13 protein-coding genes are annotated in these 21,953 nt (G+C 71.9%); all 13 read left to right on the forward strand.

The genetic code is table 11. The features are described 5' to 3' along the window. The first annotated feature begins 220 nt into the window (after nt 1-220). The 13 genes from dhbA to ACZ6DT_RS20525 all read left to right on the forward strand — a co-directional run bounded on the left by dhbA (nt 221) and on the right by ACZ6DT_RS20525 (nt 21,889). A complete protein-coding gene (gene dhbA / locus ACZ6DT_RS20465) occupies nt 221-970 on the forward strand; it encodes a 2,3-dihydro-2,3-dihydroxybenzoate dehydrogenase (RefSeq protein WP_465597331.1) in 750 nt (249 codons plus the stop codon). A 153-nt stretch (nt 971-1,123) separates the two neighbouring features. After that, a complete protein-coding gene (locus ACZ6DT_RS20470; RefSeq protein ID WP_465597334.1) occupies nt 1,124-2,317 on the forward strand; it encodes an isochorismate synthase in 1,194 nt (397 codons plus the stop codon). Then, nucleotides 2,314-3,936 carry a (2,3-dihydroxybenzoyl)adenylate synthase gene (locus tag ACZ6DT_RS20475; protein WP_465597336.1) on the forward strand — a complete coding sequence of 541 codons (1,623 nt, stop codon included), beginning with the start codon at nt 2,314-2,316 and terminating at the stop codon, nt 3,934-3,936. The genes ACZ6DT_RS20470 and ACZ6DT_RS20475 overlap by 4 nt, the downstream gene beginning before the upstream one ends. After that, on the forward strand, nt 3,933-4,601 hold the full coding sequence (locus ACZ6DT_RS20480) for an isochorismatase family protein (RefSeq protein ID WP_465597339.1): 669 nt from the start codon (nt 3,933-3,935) through the stop codon (nt 4,599-4,601). Before ACZ6DT_RS20475 ends, ACZ6DT_RS20480 begins: the two co-directional genes overlap by 4 nt. Continuing rightward, the gene (locus tag ACZ6DT_RS20485) at nt 4,601-4,834 is read left to right on the forward strand and encodes a phosphopantetheine-binding protein (protein WP_465597342.1); all 234 of its coding nucleotides are present in this window, start codon (nt 4,601-4,603) and stop codon (nt 4,832-4,834) included. The genes ACZ6DT_RS20480 and ACZ6DT_RS20485 overlap by 1 nt, the downstream gene beginning before the upstream one ends. Then, nucleotides 4,831-5,685, forward strand: a complete 855-nt coding sequence (locus ACZ6DT_RS20490; protein WP_465597345.1) for a siderophore-interacting protein — start codon at nt 4,831-4,833, stop codon at nt 5,683-5,685. The genes ACZ6DT_RS20485 and ACZ6DT_RS20490 overlap by 4 nt, the downstream gene beginning before the upstream one ends. A gap of 38 nt (nt 5,686-5,723) precedes the next feature. Then, nucleotides 5,724-6,728, forward strand: a complete 1,005-nt coding sequence (locus ACZ6DT_RS20495; protein ID WP_465597348.1) for an ABC transporter substrate-binding protein — start codon at nt 5,724-5,726, stop codon at nt 6,726-6,728. Next, a complete protein-coding gene (locus ACZ6DT_RS20500) occupies nt 6,725-7,708 on the forward strand; it encodes a FecCD family ABC transporter permease (protein WP_465597351.1) in 984 nt (327 codons plus the stop codon). Before ACZ6DT_RS20495 ends, ACZ6DT_RS20500 begins: the two co-directional genes overlap by 4 nt. Nucleotides 7,709-7,713: 5 nt before the next feature. Continuing rightward, a complete protein-coding gene (locus ACZ6DT_RS20505; protein WP_465597913.1) occupies nt 7,714-8,736 on the forward strand; it encodes a FecCD family ABC transporter permease in 1,023 nt (340 codons plus the stop codon). After that, nucleotides 8,733-9,509 (forward strand): ABC transporter ATP-binding protein, encoded by a 777-nt coding sequence (locus ACZ6DT_RS20510; RefSeq protein ID WP_465597354.1) that lies wholly within the window; start codon nt 8,733-8,735, stop codon nt 9,507-9,509. The genes ACZ6DT_RS20505 and ACZ6DT_RS20510 overlap by 4 nt, the downstream gene beginning before the upstream one ends. After that, entirely contained in the window at nt 9,503-19,459 is a 9,957-nt protein-coding gene (locus ACZ6DT_RS20515; RefSeq protein WP_465597357.1) for an amino acid adenylation domain-containing protein, read from the forward strand. The genes ACZ6DT_RS20510 and ACZ6DT_RS20515 overlap by 7 nt, the downstream gene beginning before the upstream one ends. Continuing rightward, entirely contained in the window at nt 19,456-20,862 is a 1,407-nt protein-coding gene (locus ACZ6DT_RS20520) for a DHA2 family efflux MFS transporter permease subunit (protein ID WP_465597360.1), read from the forward strand. Before ACZ6DT_RS20515 ends, ACZ6DT_RS20520 begins: the two co-directional genes overlap by 4 nt. Further along, complete coding sequence (locus ACZ6DT_RS20525; RefSeq protein ID WP_465597363.1) at nt 20,849-21,889, forward strand: 3-deoxy-7-phosphoheptulonate synthase; 1,041 nt, start codon at nt 20,849-20,851, stop codon at nt 21,887-21,889. Before ACZ6DT_RS20520 ends, ACZ6DT_RS20525 begins: the two co-directional genes overlap by 14 nt. Nucleotides 21,890-21,953: the final 64 nt, after the last annotated feature.

Consider the following 21,953-nt stretch of genomic DNA (forward strand, 5'->3'; position numbering starts at 1 on the left):
CGCTTGTCCCGAGCCGATCGCGGCGATGTGCGCGGACGTCGACGAAAATGTCACCGTTCCGCACGGGCACGCCGTCGGCATGCCCAGGGTGCCGCTCATCGAGGGCGACCAAGCGGCGCGCGACGGGCTGTGCCCCTAATCACCGGTGTCGGTCCCTCGCTTTGTCCGGATTCCCCCGCTAGCTTAGGCAAGGCTAAGCACAGGGAGCGGGGGTTGTGGCGTGGACGGGATCGAGGGCAAGGTCGCGCTCGTCACCGGAGGCGCGCGCGGGATCGGGGCGGCCGTCGTGGACGGGCTCGTCGGAGCGGGCGCGATCGTGGCGGCGGTGGACCTGACTGAAGGGCCTTCCCGGGACGGGGTGACCTCGTTCGTCGCCGACGTCGGGGATCCCGCGGCCGTCGCGCGGGTGGTCGACGAGGTCGAACGCGAACTCGGACCGATCGGGATCGGGGCGTCCGTCGCGGGCGTGCTGAAGCCGGGGTCGGTCTGCGAGACGAGCGACGAAGACTGGGCGGCGACCTTCGCGGTCAACTCCACCGGTGTTTTCACCGTGCTTCGCGAAATCTCCCGCCGGATGCTGTCGCGGCGGAGCGGTGTGCTGGTGACGGTCGGGTCGAACGCGGCGGGGGTCCCACGCACCGGGATGGCCGCCTATGCCGCCTCGAAGGCCGCGGCGACGATGCTGACCCGTTGTCTCGGCCTCGAACTCGCCGGTTCCGGTATCCGCTGCAACATCGTCTCGCCCGGCTCGACCGACACCGAGATGCAACGTCTACTGTGGACGGATGAGAACGGCGCGGACCGTGTCATCGCGGGAAATCCGGAGCAATACCGCGTCGGCATACCACTGGGCCGGATAGCCGAGCCCACCGATGTCGCCGACGCCGTCCTGTTTTTGGCCTCCGATCGAGCGCGGCACATCACGATGCAGAATCTCTACGTCGACGGCGGCGCCACGCTCCGCGGGTGATCTCGATGACGCAACGAAGACTTTTCGGGTCCGTACAATTAGGTTAGGCTAACCGAAAGGCGCGTCCAGGGGTCGCGTTCCGCGCCGCATGGGGCACCGCAGCACCAAGAGGTGCCGACCTGGTCAGTAGTATTCGCGAAAGGGAATCCAGTCGTGTCCTCACCTGCACCGGCCCGACCAAGGCCGGTCCACCAGGCGGCCGATCTGCTGGCGGCGTACCTGCCCGGATCGTTCTACTACTCGTCCGCTCGAGGATCGCTTCTCGCCGACGGGGTGTACGCGCCGGTCCACGCGGCGCCGGGTAACCGTGCCCGCGCCGCCGCCGAGATCCTCGACGCCGCTTTGGTGGCGGGAGTGGCCGAACCGGTGGTGGCCGGGGCGATCGGGTTCCGCCCCGACGCGCCGAGCAGCCTGGTGGTGCCCGCGGTGGTCCGCCGGGCCGGACCACCGGAGAAGAGTGGTCCGGTGGCACCGCTCGGCGGGAGCTGGTCGGTGTCGCCGCGGCCCGCGCCGGAGGTCTACACCACTGCCGTCGCCAGGGCACTGGACGAGATCCGCGACGGTGACCTGCGCAAAATCGTGCTGGCCCGCTGCCTCGACGTCACCGGTGGCGACCCCGTCGCCGTGCCGCGGCTGCTGGCCCGTCTTGTCCACGCGGACCCGGCCGCCCATGCCTTCGCCGTCGACGTCAGCGCGCCGGGCGACCCCACGCCAAGCACCCTGATCGGCGCGAGCCCGGAACTGCTGGTCTCCCGCCGCGGCCGGATCGTGACGGCCAACCCGCTGGCCGGATCGCGGCCGAGGGTGGCCGACGACGCCGAGAATGCCCGCCGGATCGATGATCTGCTGGCGTCCGAAAAGGACCGTGCCGAACACGCCCACGTCGCCGCCCAGGTGGCCGACGTGCTGGGCCGGTTCTGCGTCGACCTCGACGTACCCGCCGAACCCGAGGTGCTCGGCACGCCCACGATGTGGCACCTCTCCACCAGGATCAGCGGGCGGCTCGCGGACCCGGGCGACGCCGGTTCGTCCGCGCTCGGGCTGGCGGAAGCACTGCATCCGACACCTGCCGTCTGTGGGGTGCCGACCGCGCTCGCCCGCGACACCATCGCCGCGCTCGAACCCGAGGACCGGGGCTACTACTCGGGTCTGGTCGGCTGGACCGATCAGGACGGGGACGGCGAATGGGTCGTCACCATCCGCTGTGCCGAGGTCCGTGACCGGACCGTGCGGCTGTTCGCCGGCGCGGGAGTGGTGGCGGGTTCCGATCCGGAAGCCGAACTCGCGGAGACCGGCGCGAAGTTCGGCACGATGCTGCGCGCGCTCGGCCTGGAGGGAGCGGCGTGAATCAGGATCACGTGCCCTGGCCGCCCGAAACCGCCGCGCGGTACCGGGCTTCGGGATACTGGCGCGGACAGACCTTCGGCAAGCTGCTGACCAGCCTTGCCGAGGCGTACGCCGAACGCCTCGCCGTGATCGGCGAAACCGCCCGCTGGACGTTCGCCGAACTGGACGAACGGGCGCACCGGCTCGCCGCCGGGTTCGCCGGCGCCGGAATCCAGCCGGGTGACCGGGTCGTCGTGCAACTGCCGAACGTGCCGGAGTTCGCGTCCGTCGTTTTCGGACTGTGGCGGGCGGGCGCGCTGCCGGTGTTCGCGCTCCCCGCGCACCGGGCGAGCGAACTGCGGCACTTCGCCGAACAGAGCGAGGCCGCGGCGATCCTGACCGTCGGCGAGCACGAACGGTTCGACCACGCGGCCATGGCACACACGGTCGCGGCCGAAATCCCTTCGGTGCGGAACGTCTTCGTCGTCGGCACGGAGGAATTCGCCGTGCTCGAAGCGGCGACTCCGCGCGCTCTGCCGGATCCGGATCCCGCCGGGGTCGCGTTCCTCCAGCTGTCCGGCGGCAGCACCGGCCTGCCCAAGCTGATCCCGCGCACGCACGACGACTACCTCTACAGCGTGCGGGAAAGCGCCCGGATCTGCGGCCTGCGCCCGGAAAGCGTGTACCTGGCCGCGTTGCCGGCGGCGCACAACTTCCCGCTCAGCTCGCCCGGTCTGCTCGGCGCCCTGCACGCGGGCGCGGCCACGGTGTTCGCGCCGCGTCCCGACGCCGACACCGCGTTCCGGCTGATCGAGGCCGAGGGTGTGACGATCACCGGCCTCGTGCCGCCGCTGGCCGCCGCGTGGGCGCAGGCGGCCGCGCGGACCACCCGTGATCTGTCCTCTTTGGACGTCCTGCTGGTCGGCGGCGCCAAATGCGCGCGTGAACTGGCCGAGAAGATCGGGCCCGCGCTGGGCTGCGGTCTGCAGCAGGTGTTCGGCATGGCCGAAGGGCTGGTCTGCTACACCCGGCTCGACGATCCGGACGAGTACGTCCTCGCCACACAGGGACGGCCGATCTCGCCGGACGACGAGATCCGCGTCGTGCACCCGGACGACCCACTGTCCACTTCGGACGACGTCGTCGCGCCGGGCGAGGTCGGCGCGTTGCTGACCCGCGGCCCGTACACGATCCGCGGCTACTACCGCGCCACCGAGCACAACAAGACCGCGTTCACCGAGGACGGCTTCTACCGCACCGGCGATCTCGTGCGGCAGCACCCGTCGGGACACCTCGAAGTCGTCGGCAGGGCCAAGGAACAGATCAACCGCGGTGGCGAGAAGGTGGCCGCGGAAGAGGTCGAGAACCACCTGATGGCCCATCCCGGCGTGCTCGACGCCGCCGTCGTCGCGGTGCCGGATCCGTACCTGGGCGAGCGCACCTGCGCCTACGTCGTCCCCGCTGCCGGTGCCGAACCCGGCGCCGCGGAACTGCGCCGGTTCGTGCGGGAACGGGGAGTGGCGGCGTTCAAGGTGCCCGATCTGGTCCAGGTGGTGCCGGAATTCCCGGTGACCGGGGTCGGCAAGACCAGCAAACGCGAGCTGCGGGCGGCACTGGCCGCTCTGGCGAAGGAGAAGTGAGAGTGTCGCTGCCCAAGATCCAGCCGTACGCCCTGCCGACGGAGGCCGAACTGCCCGCCGGGCGGGTCGGCTGGAAACCCGACCCCGCCCGCGCCGCGCTGCTGGTGCACGACGCGCAGCGGTACTTCCTCGCGCCGTACGAGGGAGCCCCGGTCCCGGAGATGGTCGCGAACATCGCCGCGCTGGCCGACACCGCCCGCGCCGTCGGCGTTCCGGTGTTCTACACCGCGCAACCCGGTCACCAGGCCGCCGAGGACCGCGGCCTGCTCACCGAGTTCTGGGGCGACGGCATCGGCGCGGTCATCGAGGACGACCCCTCGGCCGCGGACGTGGTGGCCGAAATCGCCCCGAAACCGGGTGACACCGTCCTGACGAAGTGGCGCTACAGCGCGTTCCAGCGCAGCACCTTCACCGAACAGCTCGCCGAAGCGGGTCGCGATCAGCTGCTGATCACCGGCGTCTACGCGCATATCGGCTGCCAGGCCACCGCCGTCGAGGCGTTCATGCGCGACATCCAGCCGTTCCTGGTCGGCGACGCGGTCGCGGACTTCTCCCGCGAACGGCACGACCAGGCCTGCGAGTACGTCGCCCAGCGCTGTGGCGCACTGACCACCACGGCCGCCGCGCTCGCCGCGCTGGCCCCGATCCACGCCGGAGCGCGGTAATGAGCCTGAGCACAGCGAAGATCCACGCCGACGTCGCCGAACTGCTCGGCTGCGACCCGGCGGAGCTGAAGCCGGAGACCGACCTCACCGACCTCGGTCTCGACTCGATGCGGATCATGGGTCTGGTCGAGCAGTGGCGCACCGAGGGGGCCGACAACCTGGAGTTCGCCGACCTCGCCGAACAGCCGACCCTCGGTCACTGGACGCGGGTCCTCACCGGGAACGCCGCGTGAGCCGAGCCGACCATCGCCACCGGCACCTCGAGCGCATCGCCGAGGTGCGCGGGGGAGCGCACGCCGAGAAGGTGCCGTATCCGATCCGGGTCCGGCAAGCCGAAGTCGTCCGTACCGAGTTGATCGGTTCCGGACTGCTTCGCGTCACCCTTGGCGGTCCCGGGACGGCGGGTTTCGAGGCACATTCGCCCGACGAACACGTGAAGGTCCTGTTCCCGGAACTGGATCCCGAGCCGAGGCTGCCGGTCCAGGACGGCGACATGCTGCGCTGGCCGAAGCCCTCGCCGACGTCGCGCGAGTACACGGTCCGCCGGTACGACCCGGCTTCCGGGGAACTCGACCTCGACGTCGCGCTGCACGAAGGCGGGCTCGGCTCCGGCTGGGCCGAGGCGGTCACCCCCGGCACCCCGGTGCACGTCGCCGGTCCGCCGGGCGGGCTGATCGTGCCGCACACCTACGACCGCTACCTGCTCGCCGGTGACCTCACCGCGCTGCCCGCGATCGCGCGCTGGCTCGAAGAACTGCCGCGCACCGCCGCGGGCTGGGCGTTCATCGAGGTCACCGACGCGAGCGAGGAGATCGAGCTGTCCGCGCCCGAAGACGTCGAGGTGCACTGGCTGCATCGGGGCGACGTCACGCCGGGTGCCTCGGACATGCTCGCCCGCGCGGTCCAGACGATCGAGGTCCCCGCCGGTGAACGGCTCTACGCCTGGGTCGCGGGCGAAGCGGGGCAGATCAAACCGCTGCGCCGCTGGCTCAAGAACGATCTCGGGCTCGGCAAGGACGACCACGACGTGACCGGCTACTGGAAACGCGGCGTCGCGGACTTCGACGACGAGCACGACCACTGATCCCACCCGCCAAAGAACACCGAAGAACGAGGAAACCCATGCGCCCCACCAGAACCCGACGCTTCGCCGGAGCGATCGCGCTCGCGCTGACGGTCGCGACCGCGGCCACCGCCTGCGGCTCCGGAGAAGACGGCAAGGCCGCCGACGGCGGTCAGACCCGGGTGTTCGCCGCCGACAACGGCCAGATCACCATCCCGGTCTCGCCGAAGCGGGTCATCGCCACCGGCTACGCGGTCCCCGCCCTGCTCGAAGCGGGCGCGCCGCTGGTCGGGGTGTCCAGCTGGAAGCGCGGCATCCCGCTGTTCAACGAACAGGAGCGCAAGAAGTACGACGAGCTGGCGAAGGTCGCGGGCGAGTCGGCGGCAGAGACGAACTACGAGGCGATCGCGCAGGCGGATCCGGACCTCATCGTCATCGGCGTGCCGAAGCCGGTGCTCGCCGACATCGACCTCAAGCGGCTCGAAGCGATCGCGCCGGTCGTGGCGATCGGCCCCTCGGTGCCGTCGATGTGGCGTGAGCTGTCCCGCAAGCAGGCCGACGCCGCCGGTGCCACCGCCGGGTTCGACGCGATCAAGAGCGCGTATGACACCAAGGCCAAGGGGCTGGCCGAGAAGTACAAGTCCGTGCTGCCGCAGCTGAAGCTGGGCCACGTCGGTGCCTACGGCGAGGTCGCCAAGGGCAACTTCCAGCGCGAGTTCAACGGTTCCTGGGGCACGAACATCGCGCAGGACGTCGGCGCCACCTATTACGGCCAGGTCAAGGTCAAGGGCGGCGGCTCCAAGGACGTCAGCGAGTACCCGTCGATCGAAGAGTTGTCGACCGCGTTCGCCCAGGCCGACGCGATCACCTACTCGGTCAGCGCCGACGGATCCGTGCCCGCGCCGGTCAAGTACGTCCTCGACTCGCCGCTGTGGAAGGAACTCCCCGCGGTGAAGGCGGGCAAGGTCTACCCGTTCCGCTACACCGAGGCCGCCACCTACCGGGCCGCGACGTCCACTTTGGACGCCGTCGACCAGGCGTTCGCGCCGCTGCTCAAGCAGTGACCACCACCGGGCGGTCCGCGCTGCTCGGCGCCGCACTGCTCGGGCTCGTCGTGGTCGCCGTGCTGAGCGTCGGCATCGGCGCGCACGCCATCGCCCCCGGCGAGGTCGTGCGCGCCTTGCTCGGCGAGGGGAATCCGAGTGACCGGGCCGTGGTCCTGGACATCCGGATGCCGAGGGCGGTGCTCGCGACCGGGGTCGGCGCGGCGCTCGCCGTCGGCGGCGTGCTCGTGCAGGCCTTGTCGCGCAACGCCTTGGCCGAACCCGGCGTACTCGGTGTGACCGCCGGGGCCGGGTTCGCCATCGCGGTGGGTTCGTCGTTCGGCCTCGCCGCGTCGGCGCCCGCCGAACTGGGCCTGGCGGTGCTGGGCGCGCTCGGTGCTTCGGCGCTGGTGTACGCGGTCGGCAGCCGGTCGCCGCTGCGGCTGGTGCTCGCCGGGACCGCGCTGAGCGCCGTGCTGCTGGGGCTCACCCTCGGCCTGCGGCTGCTGTTCCCGGAGACCTTCGACGTCTACCGGTTCTGGTCGGTGGGTTCGCTGGCCGGCCGCGAACAGGCGCCGACGACGGTCCCGCTGATCATCATCGGCCTGTCCCTGCTGGGCGCGTTCGCGGTGAGCCGTCAGCTGAACGCGATCGCGCTCGGCGAGACGGTCGCGCATACGCTCGGCGCGAACGTCGCCCGTGTCCGGACGATCACCCTGCTGCTGATCACGCTGATGGCGGGCGCGGCCACCGCGCTGGCCGGGCCGATCCTGTTCGTCGGCCTGATCGTGCCGCATCTGGCCCGGCGGGTGGCCGGCGCGTCGATCCCATGGCTGATCGCGTTCGCCACTCTGCTGGGCCCGGTCCTGATGCTGGCGGCGGACGTCGGCTCCCGGGTCCTGCTGCCGACCGGAGAGGTTCCGGTCGCGATCGTGACCGCGTTCCTCGGCGGCCCGGTGCTGATCTGGGCCGTCCGCAAATACGGGGCGGCGCCGCTGTGAACACTGTGAGCACCCTCGTCCTGCGGCGCGGGCGGTTCTCCGCCCGGCTGGAACGCCGCACCCTCTGGTTCTTCGTGGCGATGATCGTGGTCATCGCCGGGCTGACGCTGCTCGGCCTCTGTTACGGCGCGGCGTGGGCGAGTCCCGCCCGCGTGTTCGCCGCGCTCACCGGTTCCGGCGGCGGCCCCGGCGTGGTCATCCGGGAATGGCGCCTGCCGCGAGTGCTGGCCGGGCTGGTGTTCGGCGCCGCGCTCGGGGTGGCGGGCGCGATCTTCCAGAACATCACCCGCAATCCGCTCGGCAGCCCGGACGTGATCGGCCTCGACGCCGGCGCCTACACCGGCGCGCTGTTCGCGATCACCGTGCTGTCGGGGACGTCGACGCAGCTGACGATCGGCTCGGTGCTCGGCGGCGTGCTCACGGCGGCGATCGTGTACGCGTTGTCGCTCGGCGGCGGGCTGTCCGGGCTGCGGCTGATCGTCATCGGTATCGCGATCAACGCGATGTTGACCGCGTTGAACTCGTGGATCGTGCTGCGCGCGGAACTCGAGATCGCGATCGCGGCCGTCGGCTGGAACGCCGGGTCCCTCAACGGGGTCGGCTGGGACGACGTCGCGATCCCGTTCGGGGTGCTCGCGGTGCTGTTCACCGTGCTGTTCACCCGGGCACCGGCGCTGCACCAGGCCGCGCTCGGCGGCGAGCTGGCGGTCACCACCGGCGTCCGCTGGGACCGGCTGCGGCTGGTCCTGGTGCTGATCGGGGTCGGCTGCACGGCCACGGTCACCGCCGTCGCCGGGCCGATCGCGTTCATCGCGCTGGCCGCCCCGCAGATCGGGCGGCGGCTGGCCCGTACCCCCGGTATCTCGCTGCTTCCCGCCGCCCTGACCGGTGCCGTGCTGCTGACCAGCGCCGACCTGGCCGCCCAGATGCTGCTCGCGCCGGAAGCGCTGCCGGTCGGTGTGGTCAGCACCGTGATCGGCGGCGGCTACCTGATCTGGTTGCTCACCAAGGAGGTGCGGCGCACATGAGTGCCCGCTTGACCGCTCGGGACCTGACCCTGCGCTACGGCGACCGGGTGGTGTCGACCCGGCTCACCCTCGACGTGCCCGACCGGGCGTTCACCGCCGTCGTCGGACCGAACGCGTGCGGCAAGTCGACGCTGCTGCGCGCGTTCGTCCGGTTGCTGCGGCCCGCCGATGGCGAGGTCCTGCTCGACGGCAAGGATGTCGGTTCCTTCCACGGCAAGGGTTTGGCGCGGGAACTCGGTTTCCTGCCGCAGGACCCGGTGGCGCCGGAGGACGTCCGCGTCCGGCAGCTGGTGGCGCGCGGCCGGTTCCCGCATCAGTCGCTGTTCGCGTCGTGGTCCGAAGAGGACGAACGCGCGGTGCTCGACTCGATGACCGCGGCCGGGGTGGCGGGGCTGGCCGACCGGCCGGTGCAGGAACTCTCGGGCGGGCAGCGGCAGCGCGTGTGGGTGGCGCTCGTGCTGGCGCAGAAGACGCCATACCTGCTGCTCGACGAACCGACCTCGTTCCTCGACATCGCGCACCAGTACCAGCTGCTGGGGTTGCTGGCGCGTCTGCGCGACGAGGGCCGCACGGTGGTCGCCGTCCTGCACGACATCAACCAGGCCTGCCGGTACGCCGATCACCTCGTCGCGTTGCGGGACGGCCGGATCGTCGCGGAAGGCGCGCCCGCCGACATCGTCGATGCCGAGCTGATCAAGGAGGTCTTCGATCTCCCCAGTGTCGTCGTGCCCGACCCGGTGACCGGAACCCCGATGGTGGTGCCCTCATGCTGAACCTCACCGGAGCCCAGCTGGGCATCTGGACCGCGCAGCGGCTGGAGCCTGATTCTCCGTACTACGTCGTCGGCGACGTGATCGAGATCGTCGGTGACCGGCCGGTCGACGTCGTCGCGCTGACCGAGGCGATTCGCGCGACCGCCGAGGAGGCGGACAGCCTGCGGCTGCGCGTCTTCGACACGGCGGACGGGCCCCGTCAGGTGGTGTCGGACGACGCGGTGCCGTCGCCCGAGGTGGTGGATCTGCGCGGTGAGGCGGATCCGGTGGCCGCGGCGCACGCACGGGTCGAGGCCGAACGCCGCCGGGTCGCCGAGGCGTGCCGTGGCATGGTGGACCGGCCCCTGTTCGCCCATCTGGTGCTGCGGCTTTCGGAGTCGCACGTGTGGTTCACCCAGCTCGGGCACCACCTCGTCTTCGACGGCTACACCGCGGCGATGCTCGCGCGCCGGACGGCCGCTCGCTACACGGCTTCGGTCCTGGGCAAGGAAGCGCCGCCCTCGACGTTCGCGCGATTCGCCGATCTCGTCGAGGCCGACCGCTCATATCGCGAGAGCGAACGGTTCGAGCGGGATCGGGAGTACTGGCGCGGGCGATTCACGCCGTTGCCGGATATCGACGACGGCAGTGGCGCGTCGGGGCCTCCCGAAAGCACGGTGACCGCCCGGTCGATCTTGCCCGCTTCCGACCTGGCCCGGTTGCGAGAGCTGGGCAAACGCTCCGGGACGACGTGGGGCGACGCGCTGATCGCCTGCTACGCGGCCTTCCTGCACCGTGTGCTCGGCTGGACCGACGTCGTGTTCGCGATGCCGTTGATGTGCCGCGAGGGAGCCGCGCTGCGGACCCCGGCGATGGCGGTCAACGTGCTGCCGCTGCGGGTCACGGTGCTCCCGGAGGACTCAGCGGCCGAGCTGACCGAGCGGGTCGCGGGTGCGCTGAAGGAGATGCGCGCGCATCAGCGGTATCGCGGCGAGGACCTGCCGCAGGAGCTGGCGGTGCCCGGTGCGGGGGCGCTGCTGCACGGCCGCGGCGTCAACCTCAAGGCGTTCGATCTGAAGCTCGACTTCGCCGGCTCGCACGGCACCATGCGCAACGTCGCGGGCGGGCCGCCCGAGGACATGGGCCTGTCCGTGCTCCCGACCTCGGACGGCGGGTTGCTGCTCGGTTTCGAGGTCGACGCGCGGACCCACGACCAGGCGGCCGTCGACGCGAAGCTGACCGCGCTTCGCTGCCTGATCACCGCGCTGACCGAACCGGACGGCCCGGCCGTCGGTGGCGCCGACCTCGTTCCGGCGGGCGAGCGGGACGCGTTGCTGGAGGCGTGGACGACACCCGCTCCGGACGACGAATCCGTCGGAGTGTCGGAACTCCTGTCCGCTCTCGATCCGCACCAGACCGCTTTGGTCTTCGGCGATGAGCGGTTGACCGCCGGTGAACTCGTCGGACGGGTGCACCGGCTCGCCCGGGCCTTGAGGGCACGCGGAGTCGGGCCTGACGACGTCGTCGCGTTGGCCCTGCCGCGGTCCGCGGACCTGGTCGTCGCCCTGCTGGCGGTGCTCGACGCCGGGGCCGCGTTTCTGCCGCTGGACCTCGCCCATCCCGTCGAGCGGCTGCGGGAACTCGCCGCCGAAGCCGGGGCGGTGCTCACAATCGCCGTGGACACGGAGATCTTGCCTGGGCCGCATTTGCCGCTCACGGAAACCGATATGTCCACAATGGACTCTCTACCGCTCACGTTGGAGCGTCATCCGGACCATCTCGCGTACGTCATCTTCACCTCCGGCTCCACGGGCCGTCCCAAGGGCGTCCTCGGCCGGGTCGGCGGACTGGCGACGCTGCTGCGTCATCACCGCGCGACCACGGTCGCCGAGACCGAACGCGCCGCGGGCAGGCGGCTCCGGGTCGCGCACACCTACTCGTTCGCCTTCGACTCCGCGCTCGACCAGCTGATGTGGCTGCTGTTCGGGCACGAACTGCACGTCTACGGCACCGACGTCGCCCGTGACGCCGACGAACTGCTGGCCGCGTTCGCCCGCGACCGGATCGACATCGTCGACACCACGCCGTCGATGGCCGCGCCGCTCGTCGACGCCGGCCTGCTCGACGGCCCGCACCGGCCCGCGCTGCTCGTCCTCGGCGGCGAGGCGACTCCGCCCGCGCTGTGGCACCGGGTCGTGGAGTCCGGGGTCCGCGCCCGCAACATGTACGGTCCGACCGAGGCCACTGTGGACGGTGCCGGATCCTGGCTGGACACCGGGGAGCCGACGATCGGGACCGCGGTACCCGGTACGGCGGTGCGGGTGCTCGACGCCGCGCTGCGCCCGGCGCCCGCGGGCTCACCGGGCGAGCTGTACCTCGCCGGACCGCATCTGGCCCGCGGCTATCTCGGACGCCCCGGCGCGACCGCCGAACGGTTCGTCGCCGATCCGTTCGGTGCGCCCGGGGACCGGATGTACCGCACCGGGGACCTCGTCCGCTGGATGCCCGGCCGGGGGCTGGAGTACCTGGGCCGCCGCGACGGCCAGGTGAAGGTGCGCGGCCACCGCGTCGAACTGGGCGAGGTCGAGGCCGCGCTGGCGGCCGTCCCGGGAGTGCGCGCGGCGGCGGCGGCCGTGCGCGGGCCGAGGCTCGTCGGGTACGTCGTCGGCGAGGTCGTCCCGGACGACGTCCGTGCCGAGCTCGCCGGGCGGGTGCCGGAGCATCTCGTGCCCGCCGCGGTCGTCGTGCTCGACACGCTTCCGTTGACCTCCAACGGGAAGATCGACCGGACCGCGCTGCCCGCCCCGCGCGCGGCGGCGGGCCGGACCGCGGCCACCGAACGCGAACGGCTGCTGTGCGCCACCATCGCCGAGGTGATCGGCGTCGAAGAGGTCGCCGTGGACGACGACTTCTTCGCGCTGGGCGGCGACAGCATCACCGCGATCAGCGTCAGCAGCAGGCTGCGCGCGCACGGTCTCGACCTGCGGCCGCGTGACCTGCTGGCCCGCCGCAGTTTCGAGGCGCTGGCCGCGGCGAGCGCGGAGATCGGCGGTCCGTCGGACGAGCCCGACGAGGCCGTTGGTGAGGTGCCCGCCCCGCCGATCGTCCGCGCCCTGCTCGATCCGCATCCGGACGTCGCCGCCGTCGCCGGATACACGCAATGGACCGCGGTCCGGCTCGACGAGGACCTGCCACCCGGCTCGCTGGTCGAGGGCGTCCAAACGCTGCTGGACCACCACGACGTCCTACGGCTGCATTTAGAGGACGAATTGCGGGTCCGCGAACGCGGTTCCGTGCTCGCCGCCGACATCGTCGTCGAAACGACGGGCGAACCGGCCGAGGTCGCGGCGGAACTGGCCGAGTCCCTCGATCTCCGAACGGGTGTGCTGAGGGTCGCGTCGCTGCCGGATCACCTCGTCATCGTGCTCCACCACCTGGCGATCGACGGTGTCTCCTGGCGGGTCCTCCTGCCGGACTTGCGCGCCGCGTGCGCCGGTGAACCGCTCGAACCGGTCGGGACTTCTTGGCGGCGGCACGCGCTTCGCCTTGCCGAGCAAGGGAATTCCGGCGCCCGGCGCGGCGAACTCGACCACTGGCGGGACGCGCTCGACGGTCCGCGGCTCGGTCACCGGCCGCTCGACCGGGCCGTGGACACGGCCGTGACCGCCCGGCGTTCGGTCACGCTCGCCTCGCCGGAGCAGACCGACGCGGTGCTCAACGGCTTGCCCGCGGCCTACCGCGCCGGACCGGACGACGTCCTGCTCGCCGCGCTCGTGCTCGCCCTCCGAGCGTGGCGGGGTGCACCGGTCGAGGTGGAAAGCGTCTCCCTCGAAGGACACGGCCGGGATCAAGACGGCCTGGACCTCTCGCGCACCATCGGCTGGTTCACCGCCGAGCATCCGTTGCGCGTGCCCGCCGGCGCGGTGGCGGCGACCACGGACTTCGATAGCGCGCTCAAGGGCGGCGACGCGGCGGGAAAGCTGCTGCGGGCCGCCAAGGAAGCCAAACGCGCCGTCCCGGACAACGGCGTCGGCTTCGGTGTCCTGCGTTACCTCGACCCGTTGACCCGGGACGAACTCGCCGCGGTCCCGCCGCCGGACGTCGTCCTGAACTACCTCGGCCGATTCGCCGCACTGCCCGGCACCGGCTGGCGGCTGCCGGAGGAGGACCCGTTCGCGGTCACCGAACCGGACGCCAAATCGCTGGAACAGGTACTGGCGCTGAACTGTTTCGTCCGTGAGGACGGCCGTCCCCGGCTCGCCGTCGAATGGACCGCGGCGGGCGAGGTCCTGCCGGAGGAAAGCGTTGCGGCGCTTCAGGAAGCATGGTCGCGGGCACTGGAGGCCCTGGCCGCGCATGCGGCGTGGATCGGACCGGACGGCGGCGGGCTCACGCCGTCGGATCTGCCCCTGGTCGGCCTCGACCAGACCGACATCGACGCGCTCGAACGCCGTGGCCGGGTCGAAGACGTGCTGCCCGCGACCCCGTTGCAGACCGGGCTTTCGTTCCACACCCTGGCGCGGGGAACCGAAGACACCGACGTCTACGTGGTGCAGGCCGTCACCCTGCTCAGCGGCGCGCTCGACGCCGACCGCATGCGGCAGGCCGCGGCGGAGGTGCTGAGGCGGCATCCCGCGTTGCGCGTCCACCTCCACACCACCGACGCGGGCGAGGTCGTCCAGGTGGTCCCCGCCGAGGTCACGCTGGACTGGCGGTTCGCGCAGGTCTCGCCGGAGCAGGTCGAGGCCGAGTGCCGCACCGAACTCGCCCGTCCCTTCGACCCGGCGACCCCGCCGCTGATCCGGTTCCTGCTGCTGACCCTCGCCCCGGACGAGCACCGCCTGGTGCTCACCAACCATCACGCGCTGCTCGACGGCTGGTCGATGCCGCTGGTCGGCCGCACGCTGCTGGCCACCTACGCCGAACTCGGCGGCGGCCCGGCCGCCCCGGTCGCAGCCCCGCTTTCCGAGTACCACCGGGTGCTCGGCGAACGCGATCCCGACGCGGCTCTCGCGGCGTGGCGCGAGGCGCTGGCCGGGCTCGACGAGGGAACCCGGCTCGCCCCGGCGAGCGTCGAGTCCACTGTGGAGCGTCCGGAACGCGTCACCGTCGAACTGGGCGGGGAGTTCAGCGATCGGCTGCGCGCCTTCGCCCGCGAACGCGGGATCACCCCGACGACGGTGTTCCAGACCGCCTGGGGGGTGCTGCTCGCCAGGCTGACCGGCCGTCGCGACGTGGTGTTCGGCTGTCCGGTCTCCGGTCGCCCGGCCGACGTGCCCGGTGTCGAGCGCATGATCGGGCAGCTCGGCAGCACGATCCCGGTGCGCGTGCGGTTCGCCGCCGCCGAGACCGCGGCGACCGTGCTGGAGCGCGTGCACACCGAAAGCGTCCGGCTCACCGATCACCATCACGCCGGGCTGCCGGACATCCAGCGCGCGGCAGGCGTCGGCGACCTGTTCGACACGATGCTGGTGATGGAGAACTTCCCGCTCTCCAGCCGTGCCCGCACGACCCTGGCGCCAGGGCTGGACCTCGTCGGGGTCGACATCATCGACGCCACGCACTACCCGCTCACGGTGATCGTGCTGCCCGGCGACGAGTTCACCGTCGGTCTCGGCTACCAGCCCCAGGCGTTCACCCGCGAGGAGGCCGAGTCCTACGGCCGCTGGCTGCGCGCCGTGCTCACCGAGATCGTCACCGATCCGTCCAGGCCGGTCGCCCGGATGCGCGCGCTCGGCGCCGAGGAAGAACGCGCGATGCTGCGTCTCGGGGAAGGACCGGAACCGAAGCGCGATCGCGGCGGCATGCTGGAGGAATTCGGCCGCTGGGTCCGGGAGACCCCGGACGCCGAGGCGGTGGTGTGCCGCGACCGGAGCCTGACCTACGCCGAACTGGACCGTCGCGCCAACCGCTTGGCGAACACGCTGATCGATGCCGGCGTGAAACCGCAGGACCCGGTCGCGGTCCTGCTGCGCCGCGACGTCGACCTCGTGGTCGCGTTGTTCGGCGTGATCAAGGCGGGCGCGGTGCACGTGCCGATGGATCCGGACTATCCGGCCGACCGGCTCGCGTACATGCTCGACGACATCGAACCCGCGGCCGTCGTGTCCACTTCGGACGCCGGGGGGATTCCGGTGGTGAACCCGGCTGATCTGTCCACCAAGGACACGGATCCGGCTGTCCGGCTCAGCGAGGACGCGCTCGCCTACGTCATCTACACCTCCGGTACCACCGGCAAGCCGAAGGGCGTGGCGGTGCCGCATCGCGGTGTCCCGAGCCTGATCGCGCTGCAAGAGGACATCGTCGGGATCGGGACCGCCGAGCGGTACCTGCATTTCGCCTCGACCAGTTTCGACGTCGCCTTCTGGCAGTTCATGCTGCCGCTGCTGTCCGGCGGCACCTCGGTGATCGCGCCGGAGGAGGTCCGGGTCTCCGGCGACGACCTGCTGGCCTACGCCGCCGAACACCGCGTCACCGGGCTCAACCTGCTGCCTTCGTTCCTCTCCGCGATGCCCGACGACGCGGCCGTCGACCCGGACGTGTTCTTCGTCGTCGGTGCCGAACGGCTCGATCCGGAACTGGCGCGGCGCTGGGGGAACCGGCGGGCGCTGTTCAACGCCTACGGGCCGACCGAAGTCACCATCAACTCGGTCACCTGGCATTACGATCCGGCCGATCCCGGGCCGCTGCCGATCGGCCGTCCGGATCCGGAGGTCCGCGCGTACGTGCTCGACGGCGGGCTGCTCCCGGTCGGGACGAACGTCACCGGCGAGTTGTACCTGGCCGGGCCGAAGCTCGCCCAGGGTTATGTCGGCCGGGCCGCGCTGACCGCGGAACGGTTCGTCGCCGACCCGTTCGGGCCGCCGGGGGAGCGTATGTACCGCACCGGCGACCTGGTCCGCTGGCGGCCGGACGGGCAGATCGTCTTCCTCGGCCGTGCCGACCACCAGGTCAAACTGCGCGGGTTCCGGATCGAGCTCGGCGAGATCGAGACCGCGCTGACCGCGCACGACGACGTGCGCGCCTCGGCGGTGATCGTCCGGGAGGACCGGCTGGTCGCCTACTTCGTCCCCGTGGACGGCACCGAACCGGACCCGGCCGCGCTGCGCGAGTACCTCGCCGGGGAGTTGCCCGCGTACATGGTCCCGACAGCGTTCGTGCCGCTGGAACGGCTTCCGCTCGGCCCGAGCGGAAAACTGGACCGGGCCGCGCTGCCCGCGCCGGAAGCGCGGTCCGACGGCGGGCGCGAACCCGTCACCCCGGCGGAAGCCGTGCTGCTGCGGGTGGTCCGGGAGCTGCTCGGTCCCGATGTCGGTCTGGACGACGGTTTCCTGGACGCGGGTGGGGACAGCATCGCCTCGCTGCGGGTGGTCTCCCGTGCCCGTCGCGAAGGACTGCACCTGACCGCTCGGGACGTTCTCGAAGGCGGCACGGTCGCCGGGATCGCCGCTCGCTGCGGCGTACCCGAACAGGCCGTGGAGGCCAACGCCGTCGGCGATGCCCCGCTCACGCCGATCATGCGTGATCTGTTGCTGCTTGCGGAAAAAGCGGCCGACGGGTTCTGCCAATGGACCGAGATCTGCGTGCCGTCGGCGAATGACGTCCCTCGCTGGCGGTCGGTGCTCGACGCCGTCCTGGCCCGCCACGACGTCCTGCGCGCGCATCTGGTCGAGGACGCGCTCCGCGTTCCGGACGTCGGCGCCGTGACCGGTGCCGACGTGCTCACCGCCGTCCGCGCGTCCGGCGATCCGCGTGCGGTACTGGACGCGCGGATCGAGCAGATCGTGGCACGGATGGACCCGCGCACCGGGCCGCTGCTCCGGGCGGTGCTGGTGGACGCGGGGGAGAAGCGGCCGGGACGGTTGCTGCTGGTGGCGCACCATCTGGTCGCCGACGCGGTGACCTGGCGCGTGCTGCTCGACGACGTCGAACAGGCCTTCCACGGCAACACCCTGCACCGGCGCGGGCAGTCGTTCCTCGGCTGGGCGCGGTCGCTGCGTGCCGCCGCTCCGCATCGAGAGGACGAATTGCCGTACTGGCGAGGGATCGCCGCGGCGCCGGTGACCACGCTCGGCAGTGCCGGACTCGATCCGGCACGCGACACCGTGGCGACCGCGCGGCATCACCGGGTCGACATCGGCGACGACACCACCCACGCCGTGCTCACCGCGCTGCCCACGGCCTACCTCACCGGTCCGGACACCGTGCTGCTGACCGCGCTCGCCCGGGCTGTCGCCGCCTGGCGGGGGACCGGGGCCGAGCTGCTCGTCGCCGTCGAGAGTCACGGGCGGCCGGGGCACACGCCGGACTTCGCGGGCACGGTCGATCTCGCGCAGACCGCCGGCTGGTTCACCGCCGTGCATCCCGCGCGAATCGCCCCGCCCACCGGTCCGCTGCCGGACGCGCTGCGGGCCGTGCGTGACCATTTGCGCGCGGCGGGGGACGGCCTCGGGCACGGAATCCTCGGCGTCGGCGGCCCACGGCCCGAGATCGCCTGGAACTACCTCGGCCGGTTCCCCGCCGCGCCGGTCGAGGAGACCTGGTGGCAGCGCCCGCCGGACGCCGATCCACTCGGTTCCGGCGGCGGCGCGGATATGCCGCTGCCGTACGCGTTGACGGTGAACGCGATGGTCCCCGACGGCGGCACGCTCGGCGTCCGCTTCACCTGGCCGTCCGCGCTGTTCACCGACGACGAGATCGCCGTGCTGGGCGAGCATTTCCGCCGCGAGCTGGACGAGCTCGCCGCCGACGTGCCGGGTCCCGGCGAGGTCCTGCCGCTGACACCGTTGCAGGAGGTGATCCTGCGCGAGTCCCGCGCGGCGGAAGAAGATCCGTATCCGGTGCAAGCCGCGTTCACCCTGTCCGGTGACCTCGACGTCGAGGCGCTGCGGGCCGCGGCGACGGCTTTGGTGCGACGGCAGCCGAACCTGGGCGCGGTGTTCCCGGCGTCGCACGAGGTCCAGGTGATTCCCGCCGAACCGAGGGCGGGGTTCCGGGTCCGTGAAGTGTCCGAAGTGGACTCTGCGCTGGACGAGGAACTCGCCGAGCCGTTCGACCTTTCCCGCGGTCCGCTGTGGCGGGTCACCGTGCTGCGACACGGACCCGGCCGCCACACCCTCGTGCTGACCAGTCACCATCTGCTGTCCGACGGCTGGTCCGCGCCACGGATTCTCGGCGAGCTGTTCGCGCTCTACGCGGGGAAGCCGTTGCCCGAGCCGGTTCCGCCGACCCGGTACCCCCGCTTGCTCGCCGCGGCCGATCACTCCGCCGATGTCCGGGCATGGCGGGCGGAACTCGACGGGCTGCCCGAAGGCGACCATCTGCCGCGCACCGGCGGGTCCGCCGAGCCTGCTCTGTTCACTGTGGACGGTCAGCTCGTCGCGGAACTGACCAGGCTGGGTTCGTCGCGCGGACTCACCGTCAACACCCTGTTGCAGGGTGCTTGGGCGGCCGTGCTCGCGACCCACGCCGGGCGCCCCGACGTCAGTTTCGGGGTGATGACCTCGAACCGGACGTCCGATGTGGACGGTGTCGAAGAGATCATCGGGCTGCTGGCGAACAGCGTCCCGGTGCGTGCCCGGTTCACCGGGACGGTCGCCGAGGCCCTCGTCGATTTGCAGGCGCGGCAACAGACGATGGCCGCGCACCACCGGATCGGCCTGCTCGAACTCGCGTCGCTCGCCGGACGCGAGCGGCTGTTCGACAGCCTGCTCGTGTTCGAGAACTACCCGGTGGATCCGGCGAAGCTGCGCGAACCCGCGCCCGGCCTGACCGTCACCGGGACGAGGTTCCGGGAACGGACGCACCATCCGGTGAGCGTCACCGTCGTTCCCGGTGAGCACGGCTGGGAAGGCGTCCTGTACGCAAGGGAGGCCGACGCCCGCTCGCTCGCCGACCACCTGGTCGGGTTCTTACGGAAGTTGCCGTCCTCGCTGGATGGCGACGCCGCCCGGTTCGTGGGCGAACGGTGACCGCGCGCCCGATCGACGCCGCGCTGTGGCGCACGGCGGCCGTCCTGGTGCTCGGCACGTTCATGGCGACCTTGGACAGCACGATCGTCTCGGTCGGCGTCGACACCCTCGCCGACGAATTCGGCGCGCCGGTCACCGGTGTCCAATGGGTGACGACGGCGTACCTGCTCGCCGTGGTCACGGCGGTGCCGGCGTCGGGCTGGCTCGCCGACCGGTTCGGCGGACGTCGCGTATGGCTCACCGCCGTCCTCGTGTTCCTGCTGGCCTCCCTGTTGTGCGCGCTGGCGCCGACGCTGCCCGCGCTCATCGCGTTCCGTGTCCTGCAAGGGCTCGCGGGCGGCCTGCTGCCCCCGATCGGGCAGGCGCTGCTGGCGCGGGCCGCCGGGCCGGACCGGATCGGCCGCGTGATCAGCGTCGTCGGTCTCGTGCCGCTGTTGTCGCCGGTGCTCGGCCCGCTGGCGAGCGGCACGATCCTCGCCGTCGCCGAGTGGCCGTGGCTGTTCTACGTCAACCTCCCGGTCGGTGTGGTGGCCGTGGTCCTGGCACGGCGCTGGGTCCCGGCGGGCGAACCCGGCGGCAAGGGTGAGCGATTCGATTTCCGGGGCGCGCTGCTGCTTTCGCCGGGGCTCGCGGTGCTGGTCTTCGGGCTCACCTGGTTCGAACAGGGCTCATCGGTGGTCGCCGGGATCGCGGTCGCGGCGGGCGTCGTGATGCTCGCGGGGTTCGTTCGGCACGGCCTGCGGGCCGAAGCACCCCTGCTGGATCCGCGGTTGTTCACGCGACCACCGTTCGGGGTCGCCGCGCTGGCGCTGGTCCTGCTCGGCGCGTCGGTGTTCGGCACGATGTTCCTGCTGCCGCTCTACCTCCAGCGCGGCGCCGGTCTGTCCACTTGGGACACCGGACTGCTGCTGGTGCCCCAGGGAATCGGCGCGGCGGCCGGGTCGGTGCTGGTGAACCGGCTCGTCGACCGGCTCTCGCCACGCACGCTGGTGCTGAGCGGGATCGGGCTGGTCGCCCTCGGCACCGCGCCCTTCACACAACTCGGCCCGGGTCTCCCGAACTGGGCGATCGTGGTTTCCCTGCTGCTGCGTGGTTTCGGCGCGGCGCTGATCGGCGCGCCGGTGATGACGCTCGTCTACCGCCGCGTCGAACCCGCCCGGCTGCCCCGCGCCGCCGGGGCGTTGAACCTGCTCAACACCCTCGGCGGCTCGATCGGCACCGCGGTGCTGGCCGTGGTGCTGCAGGCCCGGCTGGCCGCGCGCGGCCCGGACATCGCCGCGGCCTTCGCCGACGCCTTCTGGTGTGTTCTCGGCCTCGCCGTCGTGGCGATCGCCGGTGCGACGCGGCTGCCCCGGACCGGAGCGGCCGCCCCCGACAAGAAGAGAGGTCATGCGGATGCTTGACCAGGACACGCTGCCCAGTCCCGCCGAAGTGGCCACGAGCGGCGTCGTGCCGGACGAGATCGTCCGGCACCGCGAAACCGTCGCGGACGTCCTCGCCCGGCGGGATTCCCGGCTGCTCGTCGTCGTGGGCCCGTGTTCCGTGCACGACACCGACGGCGCGCTCGAATACGCGCACCGGCTCGCCGAGGCGTCCCGCCGGTTCGCCGACGACCTCGTCGTGGTCCTGCGCGCCTACCTGGAGAAACCGCGGACCATCGCGGGCTGGACCGGTCTGGTACCCGACCCAGGCCTGGACGGTAAGGGCGATCTCGCGTCCGGTGTCCGAATCGGACGAAGGTTCCTCGACGACGCCACCGCGACCGGGCTGCCGCTGGCGTACGAGTTCGTCGACCCGTTCCTGGCGCCCTACTTCGCGGACACCGTCAGCTGGGGCGCGATCGGCGCGCGGACCGTCGCCAGCCAGCCGCACCGGCAGCTGGCGTCGTGGCTGGCGATGCCGATGGGCATGAAGAACTGCGTGTCGGGACGGCTGGACACGGCCGTCGCCGCGGTCCGGGCGGCCGCGCTGCCCCACGTGTTCCCGGGCGCCGCGGCCGACGGCCGCCCGCGGATCCAGCGCAGCGCCGGGAATCCGGACGCCCACCTCGTCCTGCGCGGCGGCCCGAAACCCAACCACCACGCCCACGCCGTCGCGGACGCCCTCGACGCGCTGACCGTCGCGGGGTTGCCGCACCGGCTCGTCGTCGACGCCTCGCACGGCAACAGCGGCAAGGACCACAACCGGCAGCCCGTGGTCGTCGCGGACCTGGCGGACCAGATCTCGGCGGGCAACGACGCGCTGGCCGGGGTGATGATCGAGTCGTACCTTTCCGACGGGCGGCAGGATTTCGGATCCGCTCCGCCGCGACCCGACCTGAGCATCACGGACGCTTGCCTCGGGTGGGAGCGGACCGTTCCGCTTCTGGAGTCCCTCGCCTGCGCCAACGCGGTGCGGCGGCTGAGCAGCCCCCGGGGGAACTGTCCGTGAAGGCCTCCTTGAGGGACCCAGAGTCCCTCAAGGAGGCCTTCACGGACCTTTAGCTCAAAGTGCT

It is taken from the genome of Amycolatopsis sp. NPDC041971 (assembly GCF_055588925.1).